The sequence below is a fragment of the Pseudomonas sp. B22129 genome, from assembly GCF_044218875.1.
In the GTDB taxonomy this organism is placed as follows: Bacteria; Pseudomonadota; Gammaproteobacteria; order Pseudomonadales; family Pseudomonadaceae; genus Aquipseudomonas.
The window spans coordinates 5,454,349-5,477,422 of record NZ_CP162592.1 but is presented as its reverse complement, the minus strand read 5'-3'; the positions used below and the strand labels follow the sequence as shown (position 1 = coordinate 5,477,422).

Sequence of the window (23,074 nt, the reverse complement as noted above, 5' to 3'; positions counted from 1 at the left end):
GACCATGCCCATCATGCAGGTGTATCTGATTGAAGGCCGCGACGATGAACAGAAGGCGCGGTTGATCGAGGCATTGACCAACGCTGCGGTCGCGTCGATCCAGGCCCCGCCGGAGTCCGTGCGGGTGATCATCACCGAAGTGCCGAAGACCCAGTTCGGTATCGCCGGCAAAACCGCCAAGGCCTTGGGGCGCTGACATGAGCACAGACAAGAAGAACGTCGCCATCATTGGCTCGGGCAATATCGGCACCGACCTGATGATCAAGATCCTGCGCCATGGCAAACAGTTGCAGATGGCGGTGATGGTCGGCATCGACGCGGGCTCCGACGGCCTGGAACGGGCACGCCGCCTCGGGGTGGCGACCACCCACGAAGGTGTCGAAGGCTTGGTGCGCATGCCCGAGTTTGCCGACATTGATTTTGTGTTCGACGCCACCTCGGCCACGGCCCATGTCGACAACGACGCCTTGTTGCGCCAGCACAAACCGGGCATTCGCGTCATTGACCTGACGCCCGCCGCCATTGGCCCGTACTGCGTGCCGGTGGTGAACCTGGACGCCAATCTGGCGGCGCTCAACGTGAACATGGTGACCTGCGGCGGGCAGGCGACCATTCCGATGGTGGCGGCGGTGTCCCGCGTGGCCAAGGTGCATTACGCGGAAATCATTGCGTCCATCAGCAGCAAATCCGCCGGGCCCGGCACCCGCGCGAATATCGACGAGTTCACCGAGACCACCGCGCAGGCCATCGAAGCCGTGGGCGGTGCGGGCAAGGGCAAGGCGATCATCGTGCTCAACCCGGCGGAGCCGCCGTTGATGATGCGCGACACGGTGTACGTGCTGTCGGAGGCGGCGGATCAGGCAGAGGTGGAGGCGTCGATTGAAGACATGGCGAATGCCGTCACTGCCTACGTGCCGGGTTATCGCCTGAAGCAGAAGGTGCAATTCGAAGTGATCGCTCCCGAGGCGCCGCTGAACATTCCCGGCCTGGGGCGCTTCAGCGGCTTGAAGACCACGGTGTTCCTTGAAGTCGAAGGCGCCGCCCATTACCTGCCGGCCTACGCCGGCAATCTCGACATCATGACCTCCGCTGCGCTGGCCACCGCCGAGCGCATGGCGCAGGCTTTGTGAGGCTCACACCATGACCTTCAACCCCGGCAAGAAGCTCTACATCAGCGACGTGACGCTGCGCGACGGCTGCCACGCGGTGCGCCACCAGTATTCCATCGACCATGTGCAAACCATCGCCCGCGCGCTGGACAAGGCCCGCGTCGACTCCATCGAAGTGGCCCATGGTGATGGCCTGCAAGGCTCCAGTTTCAACTACGGGTTTGGTGCCCACACCGACCTTGAGTGGATCGAGGCGGTCAGCGATGTGATCAGCCACGCCAAGGTCGCCACCCTGTTGTTGCCGGGCATCGGCACCGTGCACGACCTTAAAGCCGCCTACACCGCCGGTGCGCGGGTGGTGCGCGTCGCCACCCATTGCACCGAGGCCGACTGCGCGCGCCAGCACATTGAATACGCGCGCACGCTGGGCATGGACACGGTGGGCTTTCTGATGATGAGCCACCTCACCAGCCCGCAGAACCTGGCACTTGAAGCGAAAAAAATGGAAAGCTACGGCGCCACCTGCATTTACGTGGTGGACTCCGGGGGCGCCATGAGCATGCAGGACATTCGCGAGCGTTTCCGTGCGGTGAAAGCCGTGCTCCAGCCCGACACTGAAACCGGCATGCACGCGCACCACAACCTGTCGTTGGGCGTGGCCAACTCGATTGTGGCGGTGGAGGAGGGCTGCGACCGCATCGACGCCAGCCTCGCCGGCATGGGCGCCGGGGCCGGTAACGCGCCGCTGGAAGTGTTCATCGCCGCCGCCGACCGCATGGGCTGGAACCATGGCACGGATTTGTACGCGCTGATGGACGCCGCCGACGACATCGTGCGGCCGTTGCAGGATCGCCCGGTGCGGGTGGACCGCGAGACGTTGGCACTGGGCTATGCCGGGGTGTATTCGAGCTTTTTGCGCCATGCCGAAGTGGCCGCCAAGCGCTATGACCTCAAGGCCGTGGACATCCTCGTGGAGCTGGGCAAACGCCGCATGGTCGGCGGGCAGGAAGACATGATCGTGGATGTGGCGCTGGACCTGCTCAACCGCTAACCAACAGATAAAGCCAACCCCTGTGGGAGCGGGCTTGCCCGCGATGGCGGTACATCTGCCGGAAAAATGGTGAATGACACACCGCTATCGCAGGCAAGCCAGCTCCCACAGGGGGCCGTATTTTCAACCTGAAACACGCTTTTGCAGTGCACTTGACTCACCCCAAAGACAACTCCAAAAACAGGGGAACATTGATGAACAGCAAGACTGCCAACCCAGGCGCAATGATCGATAACAACAGGGTGTCCGGCTACCAGGTCATGGTGCTGGTGCTGTGTTTTCTGGTGGTGCTGGTGGACGGGTTCGACACCGCCGTCATCGGCTATATCGCCCCGGCCCTGCGCCAGGAATGGGGCCTGCAACCGGCTCAATTGTCGCCGGCCTTCGGCGCCGGTTTGTTCGGCCTGATGGTCGGCGCGTTTATCTTCGGCCCGGTCGCCGATGCCTGCGGGCGCAAAAAAGTGCTGCTGGTCTCGGTGCTGATCTTCAGCCTCGGCACCCTGGCTTCGGCCTATTCCACCTCCATCGACATGCTCACCGCCTTGCGCTTTCTCACCGGCATCGGCCTGGGCGGCGCGATGCCCACCTGTATCACCTTGAGCGCCGAGTACTCGCCGGCACGGCGGCGGATGATCATGGTCACCCTGGCTTACAGCGGCTTCACCACGGGCCTCGCGCTGGGCGGTGCGGTCGCCAGCCAGATCATTCCGGTGTTCGGCTGGCGCGGGGTGTTGATGATCGGCGGGATCGTGCCGCTGCTGCTGTTGCCGTTGCTGGCCTGGCGGTTGCCTGAGTCGGTGCGGTTTATGGCGGCCCACGCGGGCCATACCGAAGCGCTGCGAACCGTGATGGGCAAGATCACCGGCCGCACCGACCTGCACGACATCACCTTCATCGAACCGCAAAGCCCGGTGGCCGTACGCTCGCCGATTTCGCAACTGTTCATTGAGAACCGCGCCCTGCGCACCGTGTTGCTGTGGGGCACGTTTTTCTGCTCGCTGTTTGTGTTCTACCTGCTGACCAGTTGGCTGCCGAGCATCCTCAAAGACGCCGGCTACGACATCGCCGCCGCTGCGCGAATTGGCGCGATGGTGCCGCTGGGGGGCACGGTGGGGGCGATCCTCATGGCACTGCTGATGGACCGCGTGAGCCCGTATCGCGTGCTGGGCCTGGCGTATCTGGGCTCGGCGCTGGTGATCGCGTTGATTGGTTTTGTGCTGGCCGATGCGTTTTGGCTGGGGCTTACGGTGTTCATGGTCGGCTTCGGCGTGGCCGGGGCGCAGAACGGTTTGAACCTGCTGTCGGCGAGCATTTACCCCACCGCCGCACGAGCGACGGGCGTGAGTTGGGCCATGGCCAACGGCCGGGTCGGCTCGATCATCGGTTCGGTGCTGGGGGCGTGGCTGATCGCGCAACTGGGGCAGCCATCGGTGTTTTTCATCGTGCTGGCGATCCCGGCGCTGCTGGGTTCGATTGCGATCTTCGCGTTGCAGCGCATGACCGAGCGCAAAAAAACGGTGGCTGAAGTCACCGCACTCCCAACCTGATCACCCGATCAATGCTGTAACCCCACACAACAATAAAAGCCACGGGTACACCCAATGAAAACTTCCGTATTTCAAGCGGCGCCTGCATGCGCCTGCTTTTTACTCTCCCTGACCACCGCCGCCCAAGCCGAAGGCTTTCTCGACGACGCTCACGCCAAGATCGAAGCGCGTAACGTTTATTTCAATCAGGACAACCGCAGCGGCCCGGCCCAGCCTTCGAAGCTGGAAGAGTGGGGCCAGGGTTTTATCCTCAACTTCAATTCCGGCTACACCCAGGGCCCGATCGGCGTTGGCGTGGACGCCCTGGGCATGCTCGGCATTCGCCTGGATTCCGGGCGCGGCACCCACGGCAACCCCAACGGCGTGACCCAGGGCGGGTTTGTGTTCCCCACCGGCAGCGACGGCCGCGCGGTGAGTGATTTCGCCAGCCTGGGCCTGACCGGCAAAGTGCGGGTGGCCAAGACAGAACTGAAAGTCGGCACCCTGATGCCCAAGCTGCCAGTGGTGGTCTACAACGACGGGCGCCTGTTGCCCGAGACCTTTCAGGGCTGGCAAGCCACCTCCAAGGATTTTGAAAACTTCACCCTGATCGGCGGGCGCCTGAGTGGCGTAAAAAGCCGTAATTCTTCAAACAACGAGGACCTCGCCATCAGCGGCGCCGGCGGCCCCGCGGGCAAGCGCAGCAATCAGTTCTACTACGCCGGGGTGGATTACACCGTGCGCCCGAACCTGCTGCTGCAGTACTACTACGGTGAGCTGGAAGACTTTTACCAGCAGCACTTTGTCGGCCTGGTGCATAACCTGACCTTGCCGGTGGGCAGCCTGAAAAGTGATTTGCGCTTTTTCGACAGCACCTCTGACGGTGCCAACGGCAGCGCCGCCGGACGGGCCGAGGGCTACCGCAGCAGCGGTTATCGCAACAATGGCGAAGTCGATAACCGCGTGCTGGCGGGGCTGTTCACCTACAGCCTGGGCGGGCATGCGTTCAGCCTCGGTTATCAGCACCTCAATGGCGCCAGCGACTTTCCGTTTCTCAACGAGGGCGATGGTTCATCGACTTACCTGATCACCGACCGCCAGACCGGCGCGCGTTTCCAGCGGGCCGGTGAGAACACTTGGGTGGCGCAGCACGCGTTCAACTTCGCCACGCTGGGGTTGCCGGGGCTGACGTCGCAAGTGATGTACCAGCGCGGCGGAGATATCAAATCGGACCAGGGCCCGCAGCATGAGTGGGAGCGCGATGTGATGCTCACCTATGCGTTCCAGAGCAAGACGCTGACCGGGTTTGCGGTGCAGTGGCGCAATGCGATGTTGCGCAGCACGGTGGCGACGCAGCGGGATCTGGATGAGAACCGGCTGTACCTGACCTATAGCCACGCGTTTTTCTAAGACCGGGTAGAGATCAAAAAATGTGGGAGCGGGCTTGCTCGCGAATGCGGTGTGTCAGTCAATACATTCATCCACTGATCCACCGCATTCGCGAGCAAGCCCGCTCCCACATTTAGGATTGTGTTGTACCCACCAGCACCGCCTGCTCGCGCTCTGCGCTGTTGACGTTGACGGTGCGGGCGAAGCTCACCGTGTCACCCTCAAACACGCACACCACCCGATCGCGGAACGCGGTCTGCGGGTAGATCCAGGTCATTTCCAGCGTGCGCGCATCCAGCCAGTTAGCGCCCGCTACGACCTGCGCCTCGTTGAACTCATAACCGTGGTGCAAGGCGCGACCGGGCATGCTGGTCAGGCCTGCCAGCCAATGATCAACCCCCACATTCAGGCGGTGTGTGGCCTGGCTGTCGGTCAATTCAAAGGTCAGTACGTCACCTTGAAAATCAAACGACAGCTGCTTCACGCCCAACCCGTTCTCGGCCATCGAAAACACGCGCTTGGAATCCGCTGGCAGCGCACAGGCTGAAACCATTAGTGGTTGCTCAGCCATGCTCGCCAACCGCGCCTCCAAACGCGCATCCGCCTCGGGCGTGCCGCCGCCGCCAAACACCGCCGGAAAATACTGCTCGATAAACGGAATGATCGCTGCCGAGTTCTTCATGCCGCCGACCACCACCAGCGTTGCGTCATGCTCGCGGTACACCGCCGCCATTTGCACAAACACGCCCAGTGCGCTGAAGGCGCCGCCCGGTTTCATCATCCAGTGATAACCGTAGCGGCTGTTCGGCCCGCCTTGAGGTTGTGTCGCCGCCTTGACCCAGGCCTGCGGCAGGATTTGCCGACCCTTCCACACGCCGTTTTGCGCGTGCAGCACGGCCAGTTTCAACACCGCCGACACGGGGGCCGTGAGGCCATTGCCGCCGGGGTTCACGCCGTCGGGGCCGATGTCCCAGCGCGCGTTGTGAATATCCAGCGGCGCGAACAGGCGCGGCTTGAGGTAGGCGTGCAAGGTCTGCCCGGTCACGCGGTTGATCAGCGCCGACAACATATAGCTCGCCGCGCTGGTGTAGACGTAGTCGGTGCCCGGCGCATAAGCCAATGGGATCTTGAAGAATTCGGCAATCCAGCTGGTCTCGATCCCGCGCCATACCGAGCCCGAGGTATTGCTGGCGTGGCCGGTGCGCATGGTCAGCAGGTGCTCGACGGTCATGTCCGCCAGGCGCGGGTCGGCGTCTGCCGGCACTTCGTCGGGGAAGAAACTCACCAACCGGTCATCCAGCTTCAACAAGCCTTCGTCGATCGCCAGGCCAATGGCGCAGCCGGTGAAACTCTTGGCCATGGAATGCAGCACACGCGGCTCGTTGGGGTCCACCGGCCAGGTCCAGCCTTCGGCGACCACATGGCCGTGGCGGTGCAGCATAAAACCGTGCAGGTCCAGGCCAGCGGCCTTGACCGCGTCGAGAAAGGCAACCACTTGATCGGGGTCAACGCCAACGCTGCTGGCACTGGTACGGGGCAAACCATCGTAGGAAATCGGGGGCATGAATAGGCTCGTGGGCTAAAGGTCAACGGCTGCGATGCACCAGCCGCGAATAGGAAATCAGCATGCTGGTGAGTTCCTGGCTGACGCTGGTCAGGGGTGAGGAGCGCCGGCTGATCAGGCACACATCGCGGCTCGCCAACGGTTCTTCGATGGCAATGGTGGTCAGGGCGCTGGAAAACAGCTTCATCCCCGGCAACATGCGTGGCTCGATGGTCAGGTAGTCGGTTTCCGAAACGATGTGCAGGGTTTCGAGCAGTGAATCGGTGGTGATCGCGATTTTTGGCGGCGCCAGGCCCTGGGTGCGAAACAGCTCGACCAGGCGGTTTTCCGCGCCGCCGACCACGCCGGAGGGGCGCACGCTGATCCACTGGCAGTCCACCAGCGCCTGCACGGATTTGGCCTGGGCCAGCGGGTGGCCCTTGCGCGCGATGATCCCGGCGGTGGAACTGTAGAGGCGGTCGATGGAGAGGTCGATGTCAGTGACATTCGGCGCCAGCGGGCACAGCACAAAGTCCAGGCGGCCATCGCGCACCTTCTCGACCAGCCCTTTGGTGGTGTCGCTGGCCACGTGCACTTGAATGCGCGGGAAGCGCTGGGTGAAGTTGCTCAGCACCGGCAGCAGCAATTCGGCCAGGGGTTCGGAGGTGACGCCCAGGGCGATGTTGCCTTCGGGTTCGCCTTTCCAGGGTTGCAGGTCGAGCAGGGCGCGTTCGCAGTCCAGGGTAATGGAGCGCGCACGCACCAGGAACACTTCGCCGGCGGGGGTGAGGTTGATGCCTTGGTTCGAGCGTTGCAGCAAGACCACGCCGAGTTCTTTTTCCAGGGTCTGGATCGATTGGGTCAGGGTGCTTTGTGCCACGTCCAGCTGGCGCGCGGCAGAGCGGAAACTGCCTTTTTCAACCACGGCACAGAACGCGCGAAGATGGGTGAGAGTCATGGGCAGTGGCCTCGGTCGTGGCATCTAAACTATTGGATGCTGGCCAGCTTATCTGATGGCTTACCGGGCGCACAGATCGGTTCGGCCGATCAGGTTCATTATTTTTGATAGTGGGTAAACGGCTTTAACCCTCGATTTTTCGGTAGGCTCAGGGCATTGCGATACGCAATTGCCCAGTGATCGGAAAACCCGAGCCCGATCACCTGGAGCGTTCTTCTCAAGGTTGGCGCGTGAAGAATAAGATCGGCCCAGGAACATTCGCCCACCGTGAACGGCGACTAAAACAACAACAACTATTCAGGAGTTCGGCCGTGCCTCTTTTTGGGTCCTGCCAGCGTCCGAACCCATGCGTAAGGAACAGTTAAGGTGCATTTATCCATGAACAAGACTTTTATCCTGGCAGGCGCCTTGTCTGCGGCGCTGATGGGCACTGCCCACGCTGAAAGTGTCTTGAAGGTGGCGCTCAACGCCGACATTCGCAGCACCGACCCGGGTGTGAACCGCGACACCAATTCCGACGCGGTGATCATGCACATCACCGAAGGGCTGGTGGCGTTCCGCGAAGACGCCACCGTCGGGCCGTTGCTGGCTAAAGAGGTGCAAGTGTCCGACGACGGCCTGCGTTACACCTTCCACTTGCGTGACGGGGTGAAATTCCAGAACGGCAAGCCGCTGACCTCCGCCGAAGTATTGTGGACCTGGAAGCGCTTCCTCGACCCCAAGACCCAATGGCGCTGCGCGCCTGAGTTCGACGGCCATGGCGGCGCGAAAATCGTCGACATGAGTGCCCCGGACCCGCTGACTGTGGTGTTCACCCTCGACAAGCCCAACGGCCTGTTCCTCACCAGCACCGCGCTGCCTGAGTGTGGCGGCAGCGGCATCCTCTCGCCGGACTCGCTGAATGCCGACGGTAGCTGGAAAGCCCCGGTCGGTACCGGCCCGTTCCAACTCGGCGAATGGAAGCCCGGCCAATACGTAGAGTTGCTGCGCAACGCCAACTACACCCCGCGCGATGAAAAAGAACCCGACGGCTATACCGGCAACAAGACCGCCCACCTTGACCGCGTGCGCTTGCTGGTGATCCCGGACCCGGCGGCGGCCAAGGCGGCCTTGCTGTCGAAAAACGTCGACCTGCTGATTGACGTGACACCGTTGGATGCCACGGAACTCGCGGCCAACCCCGGCGTGCGCGTGACCTCCAGCGGCACCATGTCGGTCAATGCCTTGTTGTTCCAGACCCGCGACCCGCTGCTTAAAGATGTGCGCCTGCGCCAAGCCATCGCCCACGCGCTGGACACCGCGCAAATCGTCGAAGCCCTCACCGGCGGGCGGTCCAAGGCGAATAACTCGATGGTCGCCAGCGGCAGCCATTACCACACCGCCATTGAAGACCAGGGCTTTGCCTTCGATCCGGCCAAGACCGCGCAATTGCTCCGCGAGGCGGGCTACAAAGGCGAGCCGATCAAGCTGATCGTCAACAAACGCTACGCCGCGATCTTCGACATGGGCGTGTTCGTGCAAGCCATGGCCAAGGCCAGCGGCATCAACCTGGAGCTGGAAACCCTCGAGTGGGGCACCCAGCTTGAACGCTACCAGAGCGGCAACTACCAGATGATGGCCTTCCCGTATTCCGAGCGCCTCGACCCGGCCCTGAGTTTTGATTCGATGACCGGCGACAAGGACAAGGAAGCCCGCAAGGTCTGGGACAACCCCGATGCCCGGCACTGGCTGCGTGAAGCCCAGCGCGAAGGCGACCTCACCAAACGCCAGGCCCTGTTCGACCAACTGCACCAGCAGATGATCAAGGACGTGCCATTGATCCCGATGTACAACGGCAATGCCATCGCCGCCAGCCGTGACTACGTCAAGGGCCTGCGCACCTGGCCGGTGTCCAAGCCGCGCCTGTGGACCGTCAGCGTCCCCGCTTCCGGGAGTAATTGAGGATGTTCCGCTTTATTTCTCAACGCCTGGCGATGTCGATCCCGACCTTGTTGCTGATCTCGCTGATGGTGTTCGCGATCATCCGCCTGGTGCCCGGTGACCCGGCGCTGTTGATGCTCGGCGACATGGCCGATGCCCACAGCCTGGAAGTTGCCCGCGCGTCGCTGGGGCTGGACCAGCCTTTGCCGGTGCAGTTTGTGATTTGGCTCAAGGCCGTGCTCAGCGGTGACCTGGGGCATTCGATCACGACCAATGAGGCGGTATTGCCGCTGATTCTGGATAGGTTCCAGGTGAGTGCCGGAATCGTGCTGGTTTCGGTGCTGCTGGCGGCGCTGATCGCGGTGCCGGCAGGTTTGCTCGCGGCATGGAAGCAGGACAGTGCGCTGGATTTTGGCGTGGTGTCGACGGCGACGCTGTTGCTGTCGATCCCCAGCTTCTGGCTCGGCCTGCTGTTGCTCTACGCATTCGGCATCAAGCTCGGCTGGTTGCCGGTGGTGGGCTATGTGTCGTTCAGTCAGTCGCCGTGGCAGGCCGTTACATTCATCGTGCTGCCGATTGTCACCCTGACGCTGGTGGAACTCGGCGCGATCACCCGTATGGCGCGGGCCAGTGCGATTGAAGTGCTGCGCCTGGAATACATCACCCACGCCCGGGCCAAGGGTTTGTCGGAGCGCGCAGTGCTGTGGCGCCATGCGTTGCGCAACTCGTTTGCACCGACCTTGACCCTGATCGGCCTGATCCTCGGCAACCTGCTCAGCGGCATCGCGGTGCTCGAAACCGTGTTCACCCTGCCGGGCATCGGCCGCCTGATGGTCGACGCCATCTACGCCCGCGACTACCCCGTGCTGCAAGGCTGCCTGCTGCTGGTGACCTTTATTTATGTGCTGGTCAACCTGTTGGTGGACCTGCTGTACCCGCTCTTCGACCCCAGGGTTAAGTTATGAATAAGCCTCTTCCTGTTGCGCCCGACGTGCTGCTGCCGGCGCCGGCGCGTGCCCCGAAGGCCTGGCGTGTGCCGCCGTTGAACGCGCTGATCGGTGCGTTCCTGCTGGGTTTACTGTTGTTGATGGCCGCGTTGGGCCTGGTGTGGACGCCCCGTGACCCGCTGGCGCTGAACCTGCTGGCACGCTTGCAGGCACCGACCGCCGCGCACCTGCTGGGCACCGATGAATATGGCCGCGATGTGTTGAGCCGCTTGATGATCGGCGCGCACACCAGCCTGTGGGTGAGTGTGTTGACGGTGAGCCTGGCAATTGTCGCCGGCACCTTCCTTGGCCTGCTCGCCGGTTTCCTGCGGGGCTGGGTCGACCGTGGCCTGATGATGATCAACGACGCGCTGCTGGCGTTTCCGGGGATTCTGTTGGCGCTGGGCTTGATGGCGATCATCGGCCCGAGCCTGTACGGCATCGTCTTCGCCCTGAGCCTGGCTTACACGCCGTCGGTGGTGCGGGTGGTGCGCGGCACGGTGTTGTCGCTGCGTGAGAAAGAGTTCGTGGAAGCCTCGCGAGTAATCGGCAACTCCGAGCTGTACACCATGCTGCGCCACATCGCGCCGAACTGCGTAGCGCCGGTGTGTGTACTGGCGACCAGCATGTTTGGCTGGGCAATTCTCGCCGAAAGTGCCTTGAGTTTCCTCGGCCTGGGCGTGCCGCCACCGGCGGCGACCTGGGGCAACATGCTTGCGGCCAGCCGGCCGTACATTGCCACGGCCAGTTGGCTGGGGCTGTTTCCCGGGGTCTGCATCGCCATGGCGCTGCTGGCGTTCAACCTGTGTGGCGACGCCTTGCGTGACCGCCTTGATCCACGGATGAGTAAATGACCATGACTGACGTACTCTTGGCCGTCGATCACCTGAAAATCCGCGTCGGCGCCCACGGCCCGCTGGCGGTCAACGATTTGAGCTTCACCATCGCACCGGGCGAAATCGTCGCGCTGGTCGGCGAGTCCGGCAGCGGCAAGACCATGGCCGCCCGCGCCGCCATCGGCCTGTTGCCGCCACCGCTGGAGCATTGCGGCGGGCAGGTACGCTTCCAGGGCCACGACCTCAACAGCCTGGCGCCCGAGCAACTGCGCCAGTTGCGCGGGGCGAAAATCGGCATGGTGTTCCAGGAGCCCATGGTGTCGTTGAACCCGTCCATGAGCATCGGCGAGCAAATGGCCGAGGGCCTGCGCTTGCACACCAAGCTGACCGAGGAACAGATTCGCACCCGCAGCCTGGAGATGCTCGGGCATATCGGCATCAAAGACGCCGAGCGCTGCCTGGCGGCGTTCCCCCATGAATTCTCCGGCGGCATGCGCCAGCGCATCATGCTCGCCTCGGTGATGCTGTTGCGTCCGGCGTTGCTGATTGCCGACGAACCGACCACGGCGCTGGACTGCCTGGCGCAACTGGACGTGTTGAAACTGATGCTCGACCTGACCCGCGAGCAGGGCACGGCGATTCTGTTTATCAGCCACGACCTGTCACTGGTGGCGCGTTACGCCGACAAGGTGGTGGTGATGCGCGAAGGCCGTGCGGTGGAGCAGGGCACGATCGAGCAGATTCTACTGTCGCCCAAGGCCGAGTACACCCGCCAACTGCTGGAAGCCTTGCCGCGTCGCGGTGTGCTGGCCGCCTTGCCCAAGGCTGACGGGCCACTGCTGACGGTAAAAGACGTGTGCATCGAACACCCGGGCCCGCGCAGCCTGTGGGGTCGCAGCCAGTTCAAACGCGTGGTGCACTCGGCCAACCTGAGCATCGCGCCCGGGGAAACCCTGGCCCTGGTCGGTGGCAGCGGCTCCGGCAAAACCACGTTGGGCCGGGCGATTGTCGGCCTGAACAAAGCCTGCGCCGGCGCCATCGAGTTTGAAGGCGTGGACATTCTCAAGTCCGGCAACCGCGAACATCGCCTGCAATGCCAGATGATTTTCCAGGATCCGTATTCGTCCCTCGACCCGCGCATGAAAATCGGCGACATCCTTGCCGAGCCCCTACGCCATGTGCCCGGCATGAGCGCCGAGCAAAAGCGTGAGCGCGTGACGAAAACCCTGCTGGACATCGGCTTGGCCGAGCAGTTTGTCGACCGCTTCCCGCATCAATTGTCCGGCGGCCAGCGTCAACGCGTCGCGATTGGCCGCGCGTTGGTGCGTCACCCACGGTTGGTGATTGCCGACGAGCCGATTTCGGCGCTGGACATGACCATCCAGAAACAGATTCTCGAACTGTTCGAACGCCTGCAGGCGCAGTACGGCTTTGCCTGCCTTTTCATCTCCCACGACCTCGCAGCGGTGGAGCGCATTGCCCACCGGGTGGCGGTGATGAGTGAGGGCAGGGTGGTGGAAATGGGCGCGCGTGACGAGATTTTCGACCGCCCGCAACACCCGTACACCCGCAAACTGCTGGCCGCCGCCAGCCCCTTGGAGAAACTTGAAAACGGTGGCTACCGCATCCGCCAGGGCCCCGTACCGCTAGCGCTGTAACCCAGGACTGATTTCACCTGCCGCGCCAATCGCTGATTGGCGCGAATGGCGAAGCCATGTCCGAAGAACAATAAAAACCCCCAACCATGACACTGCCAGGAGCTTAAAAAAATGAAAAAATCCCTGACTCAACTCATCACAGGCGTAGGCGTCGTGAGCAGCGGGATGATCCCGTTCGCCGCCCAGGCCGACTTCATCAAGGACAGCAGCGGTACGCTGGAATTGAAGAACTACTACTTCAACCGTGACTACCGGGAGAACGCCTCGCAGTCGATGCGGGCGGAATGGGCCCAGGGTTTTATCCTGGGCATCAAGTCGGGCTTTACCGAAGGCACCGTGGGTTTCGGCCTGGACTTGACCGGCATGCTGGGGGTGAAACTCGACTCCAGCCCGGGCCTTTCCGGTACGGGGTTGCTGCAACGCGACAGCGACAAGAACGTGTCCGATGAGTACTCCAAACTCGGCGTGACCGCCAAGGCGCGCTTTGCCAAGAGCGAACTGCGCGTGGGTTACCTGGTGCCGGACCTGCCGATTTTGCAGCCCAACACCAGCCGTCTGTTTCCGCAGTCGTTCAGCGGTACGCAACTGGTGTCAAACGACATCAGCAACCTCAAAGTCACCCTTGGGCAGATCGACCAGGCCAAGGATCGCGACTCCACCAACTACGAAGACATGAAGCTGACCACCGTCAGCAAGGTCTACAAAAGCACCGCCCTGAGCGACAAGTTCCGCTTTGCCGGGGGCGATTACTCGCTGACGCCGAACACGCTGGTCAGCTACCACTTTGCCGCGCTGGACAGCATCTACCAGCAGCAATACGTGGGCTTCAAGAACAACTTCGGCCTCGGTGGCGGCACGCTGAAAACCGACGTGCGCTACTTCAACTCCGACAAGGACGGCGCGGGCCTGGCCGGCAAGGTCGATAACAGTGCGCTGAGCACGCGCCTGACCTACCAGTACGGCGGCCACAGCATCGGCGGCGGCTTCCAGCGCCAGTACGGCACCACGCCGTTTACCTACCTGGACGGCTCGATTACCTACCTGTTCACCGAATACCAGTTCAGCAACTTCACCCAGACCAAGGAACAGGCCTGGCACGCGCGCTACGACTACAACTTCGCCGACCTGGGCTTGCCGGGCCTGTTGATGGGCATCAAGTACGCCAAAGGCGACTCGGCCGAGGTGATTGGTTTCAACGGCGAAGGGCGTGAATGGGAACGTGACCTGGACATCAGTTACGTGGTGCAGAACGGGCCGTTCAAAGGCGTGTCGATGCGCTGGCGCAACGCCCTGAGCAAGGGCAACTACTTCAATGACGTCAACGAAAACCGCGTGATGCTGGGCTACACCCTGGCGCTCTGGTAGGCCTCAATAGTCTGATCAACTGTGGCCTATTTGTGGCGAGCGGGCTTGTCCCGCGTTGGGCTGCGTAGCAGCCCCATCGAAGCAACCGCGTTCCTGCAGACAACATGCGTTGCCTGGTTTTGGGGCTGCTTCGCAGCCCAACGCGGGGCAAGCCCGCTCGCCACGGGAAGCCGGTTCCCAAATGTTGATCGGATTTGCAGATCAAGATAGCCCTGGCCGCCCTTACGGGCGATCACCCGGTCTCGTTAATATTTTCTCAAGGTCCATCACTCGAATATCGAGACTTCCGGTTTATGAAACTTATTCAACACCCCTTGCTGCAAGCGACACAGGGCACCCACAGGTACGTGGACAGTGAGCATTACGGCGTGGCGGGTGCAGGTCGAAAAATCTATATTCAGGCGGCGCTGCACGCCGATGAAACCCCGGCGATGCTGGTGGCCGCGCAGCTGCGCCGGCACTTGGTGGCGCTGGAAAGTGCCGGGCGCCTGAACGCAGAAGTTGTGCTGGTAGCGGTGGCCAACCCGGCGGGCCTGGGCCAGTACATCATGGGCGCCCCGAGCGGGCGGTTTGAACTGGGCAGCGGGCGCAATTACAACCGGGGTTTTCCGGTGCCGTATCAGGCGATTGTGGGCAAGGTCGAACACCTGCTGGGCCAGGACATCCACGCCAACCGCGAGCTGATCCGCACCGCCTGGGGCGAATGCTTGCGCGCCGCCCAGCCGATGGACGAATACCAGTCCTTGCAACACACCCTGATGCTGCTGGCCCACGACGCCGACATCGTGCTGGACCTGCATTGCTCCCGCGAGGCGGCGATGCACCTCTACACCGGTGAGTCGGTATGGCCGACCATCGAACCGCTGGCGCGTTACATCGGCGCCGAGGCCACCTTGCTGGCCACCGATTCCCAGGCCAATTCCTTTGATGAAGCGCTGTACCTGTTGTGGGTGAACTTGCGCGAGCAGTTGGGCGAGCGTTTCCCGATTCCGGACAGCAGCATCGCGGTGACGGTTGAGCATCGCGGGCAGCGTGATGTGTCTTATGAGCTGGCCGAGCATGACGCCACCGCGATCATCGATTATCTCACGCACCTGGGCGCCATTGAAGGCACGCCGCGCCCGTTGCCGGCCTTGCGCAACCCGGCGACACCCTTGGCCGGCAGCGAACAGTTTTACGCGCCGGGCGCCGGGGTGCTGGTGCACCGCGCCGCCGTCGGCAGCCGCGTCGAAGCGGGGCAGGCGTTGTTCGACATCGTTGACCCGCACAGCGGCCAGGCCGTGACCGTCACCAGCCACACCACTGGCGTGCTGTACATGCGCCGCGATGTGCGCTTTGTGAAACCCGGTGACCCGCTGGGTCGCGTTTCCGGTGCCACGCCGATTCGCAGCGGCAAGCTGCTCAGCGCCTGATTTTCAGGCCATGAAATGCAATTCACTGTGGGAGCCGGCTTTTTTGGGGGCGCTTCGCACCCCAGCGCAAGCAAGCTTGCTCGCCACAAAAAGCCAGCTCCCACAGTTGACCTCTTTTGTTCATTAGATTTTTACCAGGCAGGACACCCCATGCACTCCAACCCGGCAATCACCCTCGAAAACCGATTCTGCGCCCACAACTATTCGCCGCTGCCGGTGGTCATCGTCAAGGGCGAGGGCGTCTGGGCCATTGGTGATGACGGCACGCGTTACCTGGACATGATGTCGGCCTATTCCGCCGTCAGCCACGGCCATGTTCACCCGCGCATCCGCGCCGCCGCCGTGGCGCAGATCGACAAGATCAGCGTGGTGTCCCGTGCGTTCTACAGCGAGCCGCTGGGCAACTTCCTCAAGGCGCTGTGCCGCATCAGCGGGTTTGATTCGGCGCTGCCGATGAACAGCGGCGCCGAGGCGGTGGAAACCGCGATCAAGGCTGCGCGCCGTTGGGGTTACCGGGTCAAGGGCATTGCCGCCAACAGGGCGAACATCGTGGTGGCCGACAACAACTTTCACGGGCGCACTTCGACCATCGTCGGCTTCTCCTCCGAACCGGATTACAAGGCCGATTTCGGCCCGTTCTGCAACGGCTTCACCGAAGCGCGCTTTGGCGACATCGAAAGCTTCCGCCAGGCCATCACGGCCGACACTTGCGCGGTGTTGATCGAACCGATCCAGGGTGAAGCCGGCATTCGCGTGCCGCCCGCCGGGTTCCTGCGTGAGTTGCGCCAGCTGTGCGATGAGACCAACACCCTGCTGATACTCGACGAGATCCAGTCGGGCCTGGGCCGCACCGGCAAGTGGTTCGCCTTCCAGCACGAGGGCATTCGCCCGGATGCATTGATTCTCGGCAAGGCGCTGGGCGGCGGGATCATGCCGGTGTCGGCGTTTGTGGCCGATCACTCGATCATGGACCTGTTCGACGCCGGCAGCCACGGCTCCACCTTTGGCGGCAACCCGTTGGCCGCCGCCGTTGGCCTGGAAGCCCTGAACGTGTTGGAAGAAGAAGGCTTGATCGACAACAGCGCGAGACTCGGTCAGTACCTGGTGGAGCGCCTGACGGCGATGAATGCCCCGGCGATCCGCGAGATTCGCGGGCGCGGTTTGTGGGTGGGGGTGGAGCTGGACCGCGACGCGCGGCCGATCTGCGAAGCGCTGCTCGCCGAAGGCCTGCTGACCAAGGAGACCCACGAAAACGTCCTGCGCATTGCACCGCCGTTGTCGATCACCCGCGAAGAACTCGATTGGGGCCTGGCACGTATCGAACGGGTGTTCGGCCAGCTATGAGCGATTATCTCAACCACCTGCACATCGACGGGCAGCGTTACACCTATGTCGACCTGCATCAACTGCTGACCCCGGAACAACTGCACCGGCTGCCGTATGCCGTGCGCATCCTGCTGGAAAACATCGCCCGCTGTGCCCCGGCATCCCTGCCGCAGGTGCTGGCGCGCGCGACCGGCAGCGGCCCGGATTGCGAGGTGCCGTTCCAGCCCAACCGGCTGATGTTCCATGACACCACCTGTTTGCCGGCGCTGGCGGATTTCGCCGGGATGCGCGACGTGGTGGCGGAACTGGGCGGCGACCCGGCGGCGGTCAACCCGTCGATTCCGGCGGTGCTGACCATCGACCATTCGGTGATCGTCGAGCACTACGCCGAAGCGGGCGCGGTGGACGCCAACCTCGACATCGACTTTCGCCGCAACAGTGAGCGCTACCGCTTTATCAAGTGGGCCCAGGCCAGCCTGGATAACTTCAAGGTGATCCCGCCGGGCACGGGGATCATCCATCAGATGAACATGGAAGCCATTGCGCAGGTGGTGTGGGAAAGCCCGGCGGCCGACGGCGGCGTACTGCTGCACCCTGATTGCATGGTGGCGACCGATAGCCATACGCCGATGATCAATGCCATCGGCGTGCTCGGTTGGGGCGTGGGCGGGCTGGAAGGGCAGGCGGCGATGCTCGGCGAACCGGTGCCGATTGCGTTTCCGCAGGTGGTGGGCATTCGTGTGAGCAACGCGCTGCGCCCTGGTGTGACGGCCACTGATTTGGCGTTGACCGTGACTGAGCTGTTGCGTCAGCGCAGCATGGTCGGCAAGTTTGTCGAATTCACCGGGCCCGGGTTGTCGTCCCTGAGTTGGGCGGCGCGCGGTACGGTGGCGAATATGGCACCAGAGTACGGCGCCACCGTGGTGTTTTTCCCGTTTGATGACGAGACCCTGTCTTACCTGGAATTGACCGCGCGACCCAAGCCCTTGTTGGCCAAGATCGCGGCTTATATGGCGGCGCAATCCCTGTGGCGCCGGGAAGGCGAACTACAACCGCAGTTTGATGAGTTGATTGAACTGGACCTGGCGCAGGTCGAGCCGAGTGTTGCCGGGCCGCATCAGCCCCATCAGCGTCAGCCACTGGCGAATGCCGCGGCTTCGTTTTATCAACAGGTGCAGGCCGAATCCGGGCAGCAGTTTTTCGAGCCGGCCTTCGATGCCCCGCTGACCCACGGCGCCGTGGTGATGGCGGCGATCACCAGTTGCACCAACACCGCCAACCCGGCGCAGATGGTCCAGGCCGGGTTGCTGGCGCGTAATGCGCGGGCACGTGGCGTGGGGCGCAGGCCGTGGGTCAAGACTTCGTTGTCGCCGGGTTCGCGGGTGGTCGCCGATTATCTGGAGGCGGCGGGGCTGCTGGAGGATTTTGCCGCGCTGGGTTTCGACCTCGCAGGCTTTGGCTGCATGACCTGCATCGGTAATTCGGGCAGCCTGGAGGCCCATGTCGAACGCTTTGCCCGGCAAGGCCTCAAGGGCGTGGTGGTGCTGTCGGGCAATCGCAACTTTGAAGGCCGGGTCAACCCGAATGTACCCGCGGGCTACCTGGCGTCGCCCGCGCTATGCGTGGCCTATGCGATTGCCGGGAGTATCGACATCGACCTGTCGAGCCAGCCGCTTGCCATCGATGCTCAGGGCAAACCGGTGTATCTGCACGAGCTGATGCCCAGTGATACCGAGGTGGCTGCGCAAGTGGCCGAGGTGGTGCGCCCGGCGTTGTTTCGCCAGCGTGGCGAGCTATTGTGGCAGGGCACGCATCATTGGCAGGCGCTGGAGGCCGATGGCAGTGTGCGGTTTGGCTGGCACCCGGATTCGACGTACCTGCGGCGCCCGCAGTATCTGGCGGACGTGCAGCCATTACCCGCGAAGAGCCTGTCTGTGCGCCATGCGCGGGCACTGGTGGTGCTGGGCGATAACGTCACCACCGACCATATCTCGCCGGCCGGCACCATCCCGCCCGACAGCCTGGCCGGTGCCTGGCTGCGCGAGCGCGGCGAGGCCGAGGTGGATTTCAACCAGTACTCCACTCGGCGCAGCAACCATGAAGTGATGGTGCGCGGCGCCTTTACCAACCCGCGCCTGAACAACCTGCTGGATGCCCAGCAATCCCCGCGCCGGGGTGTGTGGGCGTGGAATGCCGACCACAGCGAGTACCTGCCGCTGTACCTCGCCGCGCAAAGCTATGCGGGTACACCGACGGTGCTGTTTGCCGGTATCAACTACGGCGCCGGCTCAAGCCGTGACTGGGCGGCCAAGGTGCTGAGCCTGCTGGGGATCAAAGCGGTGGTGGCGCGCAGTATCGAGCGCATTCACCGCAGCAACCTGATCGGCATGGGCGTGCTGCCGCTGGTGTTCGCCGAGGGCGCAACCGTGCAGGACTTGGCGCTGGACGGCAGCGAACGCCTGGACTTTATGGGGCTGGGCGCGCTGAAGGTCGGCGAGAACCCGATTACCCTGCAGATCACCCGCGCCGATAACGCTGTGACGAGCACCGTTCTGGCCCTGCGCCTCGACTCAATGCAAGAGCTTGGGTACCTTGAGCACGGCGGCGTGTTGCCGTTTGTGATCCGCAAGACCGTGCAACGGACTCGCCAAGGAGCGCTCGATGATTGACCCGCAAGTGCTGCAACAACTGGCCCCCGACGGCGTGCTGCGCGCCGCCATCAATTTTGGCAACCCGGTGCTCGCGCAACGCGGCCCGGGCGGTGAGCCCCAAGGTGTTTCCGTGGTGCTGGCAGAGGCCTTGGCCGACGAGTTGGGAGTGACGCTGGAGTTGATCACCTTTGAGGCGGCGGGCAAGGTCTTTGCCGCATTGGCCGAGGATGTTTGGCGCGTCGCCTTTCTGGCCATCGAGCCGGTACGCGAGCAGGAAATCGCCTTCAGCGCGCCCTATGTGGCGATCAAGGGCACCTATCTGGTGGCGGCGGATTCAGCCTTCACCCATGTGGCGCAGCTGGACGCACCGGGCAAACGGATCGCCGTCGGTCAGGGCGCGGCCTATGACTTGTACTTGAGCCGCACGCTGCAGCACGCCGAGCTGGTCCGCGCGCCAACGTCGGCGGCGGCCGTGGACTGGTTTATCGAGCAAGGCCTGGATGCGGCGGCAGGGGTGCGCGATTTCCTGCAGGGCAAAGTGTCGGCGCAGTGGCGCTTGGTCGACGATGATTTCATGACCATTCGCCAGGCCATGGCGGTTCCGGTGGCGCAGGCAGCCGCTGCCGCGTTCGTCAGATCCTTTGTCGAACGGCAGAAAGAGAATGGCGTGGTCAAGCGAGGTTTGCAGGCCAGCGGGCAGAGCGCTGAACTACAGGCGACGTAGGAAGGCTTTGACGATGTGGCGGGTGGCGTCGGTGGTGTCGAGTTCGTCCATGGCGCTGTAGGCGTGCCACTGGCAGTCGATGATTTCGTTGCAAGGCCGGGCTTCGCTGATGTTCACCACCGAGGCTTCGAACACGTGATGCAGCGTGTCGCGGGCCTTCAGCTCCTGCAAATACAGCAGCCCGTCCACATTCAGCCCGGTTTCTTCTTCCAGTTCCCGCTCGGCCGCGCCGACCGGGCGTTCATCCGGCTCGACCTTGCCCCCCGGCAACGCCCATTTTGCTTTGGCCTTGCGCACGAAGAGGATGTGCCCCTCGTGTTGGCAAATGACCGTGGCCCTTATTTTCATCCCGTAGTTTCCCTGTAGCCCGATGAATGTCACAAAAGTGTAATGCAATTGTCATGCTAAGCGGCGGTGGCGCCGACGAGGGGGGATGTGGATACTGCCGGCTGGATGAAAAAACGCACGAGGAAAACCGATGACTACCGTACGTTGGGGCATGATCGGCTGTGGCAGCGTCACTGAATTGAAGAGTGGGCCGGCTTTCTACAAAGCGCCTGGCTCCGCCTTGGTGGCCGTGATGGGGCGCCGCGAGGACGCCGTGCGCGATTATGCGGCGCGCCATGGCATCTCCCGCTTCTACACCGATGCCCAGGCCCTGATTGACGACCCTGAAGTGGACGCGGTGTATATCGCCACACCGCCCGACAGCCATCTGGAATACAGCTTGAGGGTGGCCGCCGCCGGCAAGCATTGCTGCGTCGAGAAACCCATGTCGCTGAATGCCGAACAGAGTGCGTTGATGCAACGCACCTTCGAGCGCGCAGGGTTGCACTTGTTCGTTTCCTACTATCGCCGTTCGCTGCCGCGCTTCCAGCAGGTGCGTGACTGGCTGCTGGAGGGGCGCATCGGCGATTTGCGTCAGCTCACCTGGAGCCTGTGCAAACCTGCGGCGGCGGATGACGCTAACGCCGCCAACTGGCGTACCGACCCGGCCATCGCCGGCGGTGGTTACTTTGCCGACCTGGCCAGCCACGGCTTTGATCTGTTTCAGTACCTGGCCGGGGACATCGTCGAGGTCAGCGGTTTTACTGCACGACAGGCCGGAAAGTACGCGGCGGAAGACGCGGTGACGGCCTGCTGGACCTTCACCTCGGGTGCGTTGGGCATGGGCTGCTGGAACTTTGTGGCAGACCGGCGTGAAGACAAGGTCGAGCTGATCGGCAGTCGCGGGCGTATCACCTTTGCGGTGTTCGAAGACCAGCCGTTGCGGCTGGAGGGCGAGACCGATGAGGTGCTGGAAGTCCCGTGCCATGCGCATATCCAGTGGCACCATGTGTTGAATATGAATGCGCATATTCGCGGTGAACTCGAGCATCCTTCATTGGCGATCGAGGCATTGAAGACCGACCGGATTCTGGACAAGGTGCTGCGGCGCAACCCTCATCTTGCGGGGTGATCGATTTTTTCAAGGAACAGACGTATGAAATACCTGATGGTGTTGTGGCTGGCGTTCGCCACCTGCGCAACGGCGGCGCCGCGCAGCGAAGGGACGCCGGGCGTGTTCGATTTTTATGTGCTGTCGCTGTCATGGTCGCCGACGTTTTGCCTGACGCACCCGGACAACGAACAGTGTTCGGGCAAGGGCTATGGCTTTGTGTTGCACGGCCTGTGGCCGCAATACGCGAAGGGGGGGTGGCCTTCCTTGTGTGACGCGCAGTCGCGCTTGAGCCGCGAAGAAATGGACAAGGGTGCCGCGTTGTTTCCGACCCGTTCGCTGCTCAGGCACGAATGGGCCAAACACGGCACCTGCACCGGGCTTGAGCCATTGGCCTACCTGGAGAAAACCGATGCCGCGCTCGGTGCGGTGACAATCCCGACGCAGTTACAGCCGTTCAATACGCCGCCGTCATTGCAGGCCCGTGAGATCGAAGCGTTGTTTCGCGAGAGCAACCCGCGCATGGGCAACCATGGGCTGGCGGTGATCTGCAAGGGCAAGGTGCTGTCGGAAGTGCGCGTGTGCCTGACCAAGGACCTGGCCTTCGCCGGCTGCCCGCGCAGCGTGAAGACGCAGTGCCGCGACGGCGATATCCGTATTCCTTCGCAGCGCTAAGGCAGCATCGCCACGCGGTAACGCTCGTCAAAATCCTCTGCCAACTGCGCCAGGGTGACATCACCCAGGCGCTGCAACAGCAGGGCCTGGGCCTGTTCGAAGGCATCCGTCAGCGCCGCGTTCACGGCTTGCTCCACCAGGCATTGCGGGTGGTCGGTGGACAGGCCGATGGCAAAGATCGACGGCGTGCCGAGGGCGTGGTGAATCTCCAGCAGGGTGATTTCACTCAAGGGTTTACCCAGGGTCCAGCCGCCCTGATGGCCCTTTTCCGAGCACACGTAACCTTTCTCCTTGAGCAACCCGAGCGTACGCCGCACCACCACCGGGTTGGTGCCGAGCATCTGCGCGATGGTTTCCGATGTGGCGCGCTCTTCATGGCGGCCCATGTGGATTAGCACGTGCAGCATGCGCGAAAGCCGGGTGTCGTTTCTCATCAAAAAACCTCAAGTCGATTCGCTGCGAAGTATCGTTCGTAACCTGAAGAGTTGCGAGACTCTTGACGCCTTA

The 23,074-nt window shown here is 62.8% G+C and carries 20 protein-coding genes; 16 read left to right on the top strand and 4 right to left on the bottom strand.

Going from position 1 to position 23,074, the window contains the following annotated elements; all coding sequences use genetic code 11:
* Window positions 1-4 precede the first annotated feature (4 nt).
* The 5 genes from AB4P94_RS24860 (at window position 5) to AB4P94_RS24840 (ending at window position 5,096) form a co-directional block, all read left to right on the top strand.
* A complete protein-coding gene (locus AB4P94_RS24860) occupies window positions 5-196 on the top strand; it encodes a 4-oxalocrotonate tautomerase family protein (protein ID WP_395607945.1) in 192 nt (63 codons plus the stop codon).
* 1 nt (window position 197) lies between these two features.
* The gene (locus tag AB4P94_RS24855) at window positions 198-1,130 is read left to right on the top strand and encodes an acetaldehyde dehydrogenase (acetylating) (RefSeq protein ID WP_395607944.1); all 933 of its coding nucleotides are present in this window, start codon (window positions 198-200) and stop codon (window positions 1,128-1,130) included.
* Window positions 1,131-1,140: 10 nt separating this feature from the next.
* Window positions 1,141-2,160, top strand: coding sequence for a 4-hydroxy-2-oxovalerate aldolase (gene dmpG, locus AB4P94_RS24850; RefSeq protein WP_395607943.1), 1,020 nt, complete (start codon window positions 1,141-1,143; stop codon window positions 2,158-2,160).
* 194 nt (window positions 2,161-2,354) lie between these two features.
* A complete protein-coding gene (locus AB4P94_RS24845; RefSeq protein WP_395607942.1) occupies window positions 2,355-3,707 on the top strand; it encodes an MFS transporter in 1,353 nt (450 codons plus the stop codon).
* Between the two features lie 54 nt (window positions 3,708-3,761).
* Window positions 3,762-5,096: an OprD family porin gene (locus AB4P94_RS24840; protein WP_395607941.1), complete on the top strand. Its 1,335-nt coding sequence runs from the start codon at window positions 3,762-3,764 to the stop codon at window positions 5,094-5,096.
* Between the two features lie 112 nt (window positions 5,097-5,208).
* Here the strand turns inward: AB4P94_RS24840 and AB4P94_RS24835 are convergent, their stop codons facing one another.
* Window positions 5,209-6,639 (bottom strand): serine hydrolase domain-containing protein, encoded by a 1,431-nt coding sequence (locus AB4P94_RS24835; protein WP_395607940.1) that lies wholly within the window; start codon window positions 6,637-6,639, stop codon window positions 5,209-5,211.
* A gap of 22 nt (window positions 6,640-6,661) precedes the next feature.
* The gene (locus AB4P94_RS24830; protein WP_395607939.1) at window positions 6,662-7,576 is read right to left on the bottom strand and encodes a LysR substrate-binding domain-containing protein; all 915 of its coding nucleotides are present in this window, start codon (window positions 7,574-7,576) and stop codon (window positions 6,662-6,664) included.
* A gap of 378 nt (window positions 7,577-7,954) precedes the next feature.
* Between AB4P94_RS24830 and AB4P94_RS24825 the strand changes: the two genes are divergently transcribed.
* From AB4P94_RS24825 to AB4P94_RS24785, 9 genes are all read left to right on the top strand, one after another.
* Window positions 7,955-9,517, top strand: coding sequence for an ABC transporter substrate-binding protein (locus AB4P94_RS24825; protein WP_395607938.1), 1,563 nt, complete (start codon window positions 7,955-7,957; stop codon window positions 9,515-9,517).
* A 2-nt stretch (window positions 9,518-9,519) separates the two neighbouring features.
* A complete protein-coding gene (locus AB4P94_RS24820) occupies window positions 9,520-10,461 on the top strand; it encodes an ABC transporter permease (RefSeq protein ID WP_395607937.1) in 942 nt (313 codons plus the stop codon).
* Window positions 10,458-11,336 carry an ABC transporter permease gene (locus tag AB4P94_RS24815; RefSeq protein WP_395607936.1) on the top strand — a complete coding sequence of 293 codons (879 nt, stop codon included), beginning with the start codon at window positions 10,458-10,460 and terminating at the stop codon, window positions 11,334-11,336. The genes AB4P94_RS24820 and AB4P94_RS24815 overlap by 4 nt, the downstream gene beginning before the upstream one ends.
* A complete protein-coding gene (locus tag AB4P94_RS24810) occupies window positions 11,333-12,976 on the top strand; it encodes an ABC transporter ATP-binding protein (RefSeq protein WP_395607935.1) in 1,644 nt (547 codons plus the stop codon). The genes AB4P94_RS24815 and AB4P94_RS24810 overlap by 4 nt, the downstream gene beginning before the upstream one ends.
* 111 nt (window positions 12,977-13,087) lie before the next feature.
* On the top strand, window positions 13,088-14,341 hold the full coding sequence (locus AB4P94_RS24805) for an OprD family porin (protein WP_395607934.1): 1,254 nt from the start codon (window positions 13,088-13,090) through the stop codon (window positions 14,339-14,341).
* A 293-nt stretch (window positions 14,342-14,634) separates the two neighbouring features.
* The gene (locus AB4P94_RS24800) at window positions 14,635-15,753 is read left to right on the top strand and encodes a succinylglutamate desuccinylase/aspartoacylase family protein (RefSeq protein WP_395607933.1); all 1,119 of its coding nucleotides are present in this window, start codon (window positions 14,635-14,637) and stop codon (window positions 15,751-15,753) included.
* A gap of 150 nt (window positions 15,754-15,903) precedes the next feature.
* Window positions 15,904-17,097 (top strand): ornithine--oxo-acid transaminase, encoded by a 1,194-nt coding sequence (gene rocD, locus AB4P94_RS24795; RefSeq protein ID WP_395607932.1) that lies wholly within the window; start codon window positions 15,904-15,906, stop codon window positions 17,095-17,097.
* A complete protein-coding gene (gene acnA, locus AB4P94_RS24790) occupies window positions 17,094-19,748 on the top strand; it encodes an aconitate hydratase AcnA (protein ID WP_395607931.1) in 2,655 nt (884 codons plus the stop codon). The genes rocD and acnA overlap by 4 nt, the downstream gene beginning before the upstream one ends.
* Window positions 19,741-20,454: a transporter substrate-binding domain-containing protein gene (locus AB4P94_RS24785; RefSeq protein WP_395607930.1), complete on the top strand. Its 714-nt coding sequence runs from the start codon at window positions 19,741-19,743 to the stop codon at window positions 20,452-20,454. The genes acnA and AB4P94_RS24785 overlap by 8 nt, the downstream gene beginning before the upstream one ends.
* On the opposite strand, the gene AB4P94_RS24780 is transcribed toward AB4P94_RS24785, so the two are convergent.
* Window positions 20,440-20,802 (bottom strand): NUDIX hydrolase, encoded by a 363-nt coding sequence (locus tag AB4P94_RS24780; RefSeq protein ID WP_395607929.1) that lies wholly within the window; start codon window positions 20,800-20,802, stop codon window positions 20,440-20,442. The genes AB4P94_RS24785 and AB4P94_RS24780 overlap by 15 nt on opposite strands.
* Before the next feature lie 130 nt (window positions 20,803-20,932).
* Here AB4P94_RS24780 and AB4P94_RS24775 point away from each other — a divergent pair, with 130 nt between their 5' ends.
* Both AB4P94_RS24775 and AB4P94_RS24770 read left to right on the top strand, forming a co-directional pair.
* Window positions 20,933-21,913, top strand: coding sequence for a Gfo/Idh/MocA family protein (locus AB4P94_RS24775; protein ID WP_395607928.1), 981 nt, complete (start codon window positions 20,933-20,935; stop codon window positions 21,911-21,913).
* A gap of 24 nt (window positions 21,914-21,937) precedes the next feature.
* Window positions 21,938-22,567: a ribonuclease gene (locus AB4P94_RS24770; RefSeq protein WP_395607927.1), complete on the top strand. Its 630-nt coding sequence runs from the start codon at window positions 21,938-21,940 to the stop codon at window positions 22,565-22,567.
* Here AB4P94_RS24770 and AB4P94_RS24765 read toward each other — a convergent pair.
* Window positions 22,564-23,001 (bottom strand): Rrf2 family transcriptional regulator, encoded by a 438-nt coding sequence (locus AB4P94_RS24765; RefSeq protein WP_395607926.1) that lies wholly within the window; start codon window positions 22,999-23,001, stop codon window positions 22,564-22,566. The two genes, AB4P94_RS24770 and AB4P94_RS24765, sit on opposite strands and share 4 nt — an antisense overlap.
* Window positions 23,002-23,074 lie beyond the last annotated feature (73 nt).

Excerpts from the sequence above, each read along its gene's own strand:
- AB4P94_RS24810 (WP_395607935.1), top strand. The coding sequence starts at position 11,333 with ATGACCATGACTGACGTACTCTTGGCCGTCGATCACCTGAAAATCCGC.
- AB4P94_RS24845 (WP_395607942.1), top strand. The coding sequence starts at position 2,355 with ATGAACAGCAAGACTGCCAACCCAGGCGCAATGATCGATAACAACAGG.
- AB4P94_RS24860 (WP_395607945.1), top strand. The coding sequence starts at position 5 with ATGCCCATCATGCAGGTGTATCTGATTGAAGGCCGCGACGATGAACAG.
- AB4P94_RS24765 (WP_395607926.1), bottom strand. The coding sequence starts at position 23,001 with ATGAGAAACGACACCCGGCTTTCGCGCATGCTGCACGTGCTAATCCAC.
- AB4P94_RS24780 (WP_395607929.1), bottom strand. The coding sequence starts at position 20,802 with ATGAAAATAAGGGCCACGGTCATTTGCCAACACGAGGGGCACATCCTC.
- acnA (WP_395607931.1), top strand. The coding sequence starts at position 17,094 with ATGAGCGATTATCTCAACCACCTGCACATCGACGGGCAGCGTTACACC.
- AB4P94_RS24770 (WP_395607927.1), top strand. The coding sequence starts at position 21,938 with ATGAAATACCTGATGGTGTTGTGGCTGGCGTTCGCCACCTGCGCAACG.
- AB4P94_RS24785 (WP_395607930.1), top strand. The coding sequence starts at position 19,741 with ATGATTGACCCGCAAGTGCTGCAACAACTGGCCCCCGACGGCGTGCTG.
- AB4P94_RS24840 (WP_395607941.1), top strand. The coding sequence starts at position 3,762 with ATGAAAACTTCCGTATTTCAAGCGGCGCCTGCATGCGCCTGCTTTTTA.
- AB4P94_RS24815 (WP_395607936.1), top strand. The coding sequence starts at position 10,458 with ATGAATAAGCCTCTTCCTGTTGCGCCCGACGTGCTGCTGCCGGCGCCG.
- AB4P94_RS24775 (WP_395607928.1), top strand. The coding sequence starts at position 20,933 with ATGACTACCGTACGTTGGGGCATGATCGGCTGTGGCAGCGTCACTGAA.
- AB4P94_RS24800 (WP_395607933.1), top strand. The coding sequence starts at position 14,635 with ATGAAACTTATTCAACACCCCTTGCTGCAAGCGACACAGGGCACCCAC.
- AB4P94_RS24820 (WP_395607937.1), top strand. The coding sequence starts at position 9,520 with ATGTTCCGCTTTATTTCTCAACGCCTGGCGATGTCGATCCCGACCTTG.
- AB4P94_RS24825 (WP_395607938.1), top strand. The coding sequence starts at position 7,955 with ATGAACAAGACTTTTATCCTGGCAGGCGCCTTGTCTGCGGCGCTGATG.
- AB4P94_RS24830 (WP_395607939.1), bottom strand. The coding sequence starts at position 7,576 with ATGACTCTCACCCATCTTCGCGCGTTCTGTGCCGTGGTTGAAAAAGGC.
- rocD (WP_395607932.1), top strand. The coding sequence starts at position 15,904 with ATGCACTCCAACCCGGCAATCACCCTCGAAAACCGATTCTGCGCCCAC.
- dmpG (WP_395607943.1), top strand. The coding sequence starts at position 1,141 with ATGACCTTCAACCCCGGCAAGAAGCTCTACATCAGCGACGTGACGCTG.
- AB4P94_RS24805 (WP_395607934.1), top strand. The coding sequence starts at position 13,088 with ATGAAAAAATCCCTGACTCAACTCATCACAGGCGTAGGCGTCGTGAGC.
- AB4P94_RS24855 (WP_395607944.1), top strand. The coding sequence starts at position 198 with ATGAGCACAGACAAGAAGAACGTCGCCATCATTGGCTCGGGCAATATC.
- AB4P94_RS24835 (WP_395607940.1), bottom strand. The coding sequence starts at position 6,639 with ATGCCCCCGATTTCCTACGATGGTTTGCCCCGTACCAGTGCCAGCAGC.